This window comes from Rikenella sp. (genome assembly GCF_056799795.1).
Map to the genome: position 1 here is coordinate 1 of NZ_JBQIQO010000057.1, position 6,012 is coordinate 6,012.

Sequence of the window (6,012 nt, forward strand, 5' to 3'; positions counted from 1 at the left end):
CCTTGATTTTGAAATAAGCAGTCTGCAACCGGTTATCGAGCCCCGACTCCTTCCCCACCAGCACCATCGCCATCGGCCCCACCGCGGCATGCAGCGACCCGTAGTTGAAATCCCGGGCGATCCCCGTCAACCGGGCCTCTCCCCATCCTCGTTCGTTCAGCGGCTCCTGTAGCGAGAGTCCGAACTCCCGGGCCGCCGCCTCGTTGAACAGGTAATGACGACACCCCTCGCGCCGCGCATCCGTCTCCGTAAAATAATCCCCGTCCGCCAGCTCGACCCCCAGCATCCGGGGCAGATTCCACGATACCACATCCGCCGCAAAGAGAATCGTCGTCCCCCGGAGCTCGCGTCCCCACTGAGCATGCAGATTGGTCAACCCCAGCGGCCTCTCCGAATAGCCCACCTCCTCGACCAGCGGCGACTGCACCACCCGCTCCTCGAACGCCTTCGATCCGCGGAGCTCGCCGCCTATCCGGGCCATCGCAATCCCCTCGTAATCCAGCCCCGTATCGATTCCGCGCAAGTAACGGTTCTGCAACTGCATGAACATCGCCGCCACGATCAGACCCAGCGAGACCACGAACTGGAAGCCGATCAACGCCGTCCGCAGCTTACGACCCTTCGGCGAGAGACCGAACGTCCCCTTCAGTACCAGCGCCGGAGGGAACGAAGTGGTGTAGACCGCCGGATAGATCCCCGCCAGTATCCCGACGCCCAGAGCTACCCCCAGCCCCAACCAGATCACCCCACTGTAGGTCGAGAAAGAGATACCCCCCGAAATCAGTTCGTTGAAGCCGGTATCCGCCAGCAGGTAGACCCACAATAGGCCGAGGCCGAAACCCAACAACGAGATGCCCACCGACTCGAAGATCAGCTCTGCCCGCAGTGTCCCGACCGGAGAGCCCAACACCTTTCGTGTATTGATATTCTTGATCCGCAACGGGGTGAGCGAAGTGGCGAAATTGACGAAGTTCACTGCGGCGATACCGATCACCAACAGAGCGATGGACAACAACAGCGTCATCGTCGTCCGGTTGCCGCGTTCCGTCAGCGCGCCCATCCCGAAAGCCGCCGACCGGTCGTCGTAATAGCGATCCGACAGCCGAACGAGATTCGCCGTTATCTCCATCCCCATATCCATCTTATCGGTGAGCGGAAACGCTTTCCACCCCTCTACGATCTGCGCCGGATCTACCCCCGGACGGAGCAGCACATACATCTGATAGTTAGCGCCATCCCAACTGTACTCGTCGGCCCCGAAAACGAGCGGCAGGATGACCCGGTTTTTGATCTGCGAATTGTCCGGGAAATCGCGGTAGACCCCGCCGACCTCATACTCCTTTCCTCCCACCGTCATTCCGCGCCCCACCACACCGTGTTCCGTTCCGAACAAGCTCTGCGCCAGCGACGCCGGCAGGAGCAACTTACCCGGTTCCCGCAGCGCATCCGCAACCCCCTCCACCATCTCCGGCGTGAAGATATCGGTAAACGCCGCCTGGGCCGCCACCACCGGCTGTACGAATCCGACCTTCGTCCCGTTGCGTTCGACCGTGATATACGTATCTTCAAAAGGCGGTATCAACAACGCATACGCCTCGATCCCCGCCCCCATCCCGCCGAACGTCCGGCCGAACTCCGACGAGACGACGGGCACGAACCCCTCGGCCATCAGCATCTCGGCCTGGCAGATCCGGTCGGCATGCCGGTGGAAGCGGTCGAAAGTCGACTCATACCTCACCTGCATCAGGATCAGGATAAAAGCTGCGAAAGCCACGCTCAGCCCCACGATGTTCAGCCCGCAGGCCAGCCGGAAACGACGCATCGTCGTCAGAAATTGCCGGAAAAACAGTCTCATTTTACTTGCATTCAAAAAATTAAAAACCGAAAGAACGACAGAGCGGCCATACCGTCCAGCCACCCCGTCGTTCATAAGACGCATCGAAACGGGATTTCGGATGCGTCCGAGGGTCGGTTTCAACATCCTTTCAACAAATGTTCATACAAGAGACGCATCCCGGCCCCGTTTCGGATGCCCTCCCCCGACGATTTCGTCGCGCCGCCCCCCTATTTGAGCAGCAGCACCTGATTGTCGCCGTAGGTATCGTAGCTCGACACGATCACCCGTTCGCCGTCCTCGAGCCCTTCGAGCACCTCGTAGTACATCGGATTCTGGCGTCCGATCCTCACCGGCCGGCGGTAGGCCTTGTCCCCGTCCGGCGACACCACGAAGATCCAGCTGCCGCCCGTCGTCTGGTAGAACGCCCCGCGCGGGATGATGATCCCCTCCGTCGGCTGCCCCAGCTCCAGATTGATGTAATAAGTCTGCCCCGAGCGAATATTTTCGGGCCGCTCGCCCGTCAGGTAGCACCACGTCCGGAACTGGCCGTTGCGCACCTCCGGGAAGACCGTCCGCACCACCAGTCCGAACTTGTTTCCCTGCCGTTCGAACGTCCCTTCAAGCCCCGGTTTCACGCGGTCGATATAGTGTTCGTCGATCATCGCCTCGATCTTGTAGTCGCTCAGGTCGTTGATTTGCCCCACCTTCGTCCCCGCATTGACATACTGCCCCAGCACCACATCCAGCTGCCCCAGTTCGCCGTCGATATTGGCCTTCACGTTGAGGTTATCGACCCGCTGGCGGATCAGCTCCATGTTTTTCTTCATGCTTTCGAGACTGATCTCCATGTTGTCGACCTGGATGCTCCGGAAGATCGAGTCATGGAGCTGCCGTTCGAAGACCAGCTCTTTCTGTTTCAGCGAGAGTTCGTAATTCTCCTTGGCCTGCAGATACTCCTCGTTCGAGATGAGGTCTTCTCGGTGGAGCGCCTCGTACTGTTCATACTTGCGTTTGGCCCGCGCCACATCCATATCGAGCTGGAGCCGCTCCTTCTGGAGGTTCAGCTTCTCCTGCTCCATGCTCACCCGCGTGTTGCGGAGCAGGTTCTCCTTTTCCGCCAGGTCGGCCTCGCTCGTCAGGATCTGCATGTTGAGCTGCGGGTTGGTGAGCCGGACGATCACATCGCCCTTGCGCACCATCGCCCCCTCCTCGACCACCTTGACATCCACGTTCCCGCTCTCGAGCGGACTCACCTGCACCGTCGTGATCGGCAGCACATTGCCGTTCACCCGCACATAGTCGTTGAACTGCCCCCTGCGGGCCGTCTCGATCGTCACCGTCCGGCTGTCCACCTTCATCGACGCGCTGTGGTCGCCGAAGATCAGCCAGCCCAACAACACCAGCAACACCGCCCCGCCGGCTACATACGGGATATGTTTTTTCCGCAACCCCTTCTTTTTTTCAATTACTCTGTCCATAGTTCTTATCTGTTTTTACTTATTTATCACCGTTAAAAAAATCCCCGCCATATCTCTCCCCGCATCTCCCTTACTCCCGTTTGATCGCCACCGCCGGGTTTTCGACCGCCGCGCGATAGCTCTGCCCCAGCACCGTGAAAAGCGCGATCACCGCCGCCGCGAGCCCCGCCACTGCGAATATCCACCAACTCATCCCTGTCCGATAGGCATACCGGCTCATCCATCCGTTCATCAGCCACCACACCAGCGGCACCGCGATGACGAACGCCAGCCCCAGCCACCTCAGGAAGCTCAGACAGAGCATCCCCACCACCTCTCGCACCGTCGCCCCGTGCACCTTTCGGATCGCGATCTCCTTGCGGCGCCGCTCGACGGAGTATCCCACCAGCGCGAAGAGCCCCAGACAGCCGATAAAGATCGCCAGCACGCTGAACGTCAGCAACCGCGCCCGGAAGAGATTCTCCTGTTTGTACATCCGGTCGAACTGTTCGTCCATAAATTCATACTGGAAGACCTCGTTTGGGAACATCTCGCGGAACGTGCGTTCGATGTGTCGGAGCGCCGGTTCGATCTGCCCCGCCGCAATCCGGATATACGAGTCGCCGCTCCACGCCCGCACGAGTACCAGCGGCGTCACCTGTTCCGTCACCGGCTGGTGCTGAAAATCCTTGAACACTCCGACAAACTTCTCGCCCGGGATCTGCACCTCCGGCGCCACATTGCGAATATGCTTGGCAAACGCCTCGTTGATGACCATTTGGCCGGACGGCCCCCATTCGAGCCGGTCGACATTGGTCTCCGAGATCGAATCCCCCTCGACCATCGGCACCCCCAGCACATGAAGCGTATGCTGATCGCCGTAGAGATGCTTCGGCGACAAGTGCTCCCGTTCGTTGATCTGCACCGTGTTCATTGAACCGATATGCATGGGGTTCCCCTGAATCAGCGACGCGTTGACGATAGTCGGACTGTTCAGCAGCTGCGTGCGGAACGTATTGAATTTCTCCCTGTTCATGAAAGAGCCCCCGCCGACCATCACCACATTCTCGCGGTGGTAGCCCAGGTCGAGCGTCGTGAGATAGCGTATCTGCTTGTTGATAAGCAACGTCGCCGCGATCAGCCCGATTGAGATGACGAACTGGAAGACGATCAGCGCATTCCGCACCGCCGACATCTGCCGTCCCCCGCTCGACCGGTTGGCGATGGCATCGAGCGGTTTCATCCGCGTGAGCACCATCGCCGGAAAGATCCCCGACAGCACCCCGCACACCAACGGCAACACCACGAACAACACCAGCAGCATGTCCCAACTCAGCGAGAGGGAGAGTTCGCTGCCGACGATCATCGGATAGAGCGGCCGCAACAGATAAGCCAACCCGAAAGCCGTCACCGCCGCTACACACGTGATCAGCACCGAATCCCCGATAATGAACCCGATCAGACTGCCTCGGCTCGCCCCCATGATGCTCTTGATGCCCATCGCGCGCACCACCTCCGTCGAACGCGCCGTATAGATATTGACGTAATTGATAATAGCGATCACCAGCACCAACACAGCGATAATGCCCAGCACCACCAGCGCCCCCGAATCGTACGCATTCATGGCCCCCGTCACCTCGGGCGTGAAGTAACAGTCGTCGAAAGCACGGATATGCGGCAACTTCGGACTGTCCACCCCTCCGGCCTCCTCGATCTTGTCATCGAGCGTCCCCTCCTTGATGAAATGCCCCCCGTAAGCCTCGGCCATGCGCTCCAGTACAGCCCGCTGAAACTTATAGTTCATAGTCTTCATATCGACCGTGGGGTTGACCCGAAAATAGCATTCGCTCGCCCAGCGGAACCACTTATCGGCCTTGTCGCCCGGATTCGCCAACTGGAAAGTGAGAATCACCTCCGGCGTATAGAGCGAATTTTCCGGAACATCCTCGAATACCCCAGTGATCGTCACCTTCCAGGTATTGTTGACCTCGATCTGTTTACCGATCACGTCGAGCGAACCGAAGAGCCTCCGGGCCGCCGATCGGCTCACCATCCCCTTCGAGGCATCGGCCAAAGCGTCCGCTCCGCCTCCGCTCACCATCCGGAACGGCAGCACCTGCAACAGCGTCGAGTCGCCGAACATCGAACTCAGAGAGAAGCGAACGCCCGCCGGCTGATCCGGCACCGACACCGTCATCGAGCCCCAGCTGATCGCACGAGTAGCCGCAATAACCTCCGGGAACCGGGTCATGAACCCGGCCAGCGGGTCGGGACAGATCGAACCGATCTCATCCACCTCGACCTCGCACCGCCAGACATCGTCCATCGGCCGTTCGAAACAGTCGTCGTGCCGCACCTGCCCGATGATGAAGATATACATCACGATCACCGCTGCAAACCCGAGCGTCAGCCCCAGCCAGTTGATAAAGAACGAAAACGGTCGGTTCTTTTTGGCCCGCCAGCTTTCAAGGAAAAATTTTCTGAACATATCCTATTTTGTTTATCGATTTCCGCCCCTCCCTATCCACACCCCGTGCCATAACAGAAAATCAACTCATTATCAGACTCTTGCAATTTCACCCTTCGCCTCCGAATGTCTAATTTTTAGACACCCTCCGTCTATTTTTTAGACACCGCACCGCCTGTCGCAAATCCCTACTCCGTCTTGAACGCCTCCACCGGATTCGCCGTCGCCGCCCGCCAGCTCTGGATCGTCAC

The 6,012-nt window shown here is 59.2% G+C and carries 3 protein-coding genes; all 3 read right to left on the bottom strand.

Features of this window, described 5'->3' with window-relative positions; all coding sequences use genetic code 11:
• Positions 1-1,855 (bottom strand): ABC transporter permease (locus ACTO3O_RS09595; protein WP_482596744.1); only part of this gene is annotated, 1,855 nt, incomplete at its 3' end.
• A gap of 209 nt (positions 1,856-2,064) precedes the next feature.
• Positions 2,065-3,315: an efflux RND transporter periplasmic adaptor subunit gene (locus tag ACTO3O_RS09600; RefSeq protein ID WP_297832400.1), complete on the bottom strand. Its 1,251-nt coding sequence runs from the start codon at positions 3,313-3,315 to the stop codon at positions 2,065-2,067.
• A gap of 70 nt (positions 3,316-3,385) precedes the next feature.
• The gene (locus ACTO3O_RS09605; protein WP_297832403.1) at positions 3,386-5,782 is read right to left on the bottom strand and encodes an ABC transporter permease; all 2,397 of its coding nucleotides are present in this window, start codon (positions 5,780-5,782) and stop codon (positions 3,386-3,388) included.
• Positions 5,783-6,012 lie beyond the last annotated feature (230 nt).

Bases quoted from the DNA above. Each gene is read 5' to 3' on its own strand.
- ACTO3O_RS09600 (WP_297832400.1), bottom strand. From the start codon at position 3,315: ATGGACAGAGTAATTGAAAAAAAGAAGGGGTTGCGGAAAAAACATATC.
- ACTO3O_RS09605 (WP_297832403.1), bottom strand. From the start codon at position 5,782: ATGTTCAGAAAATTTTTCCTTGAAAGCTGGCGGGCCAAAAAGAACCGA.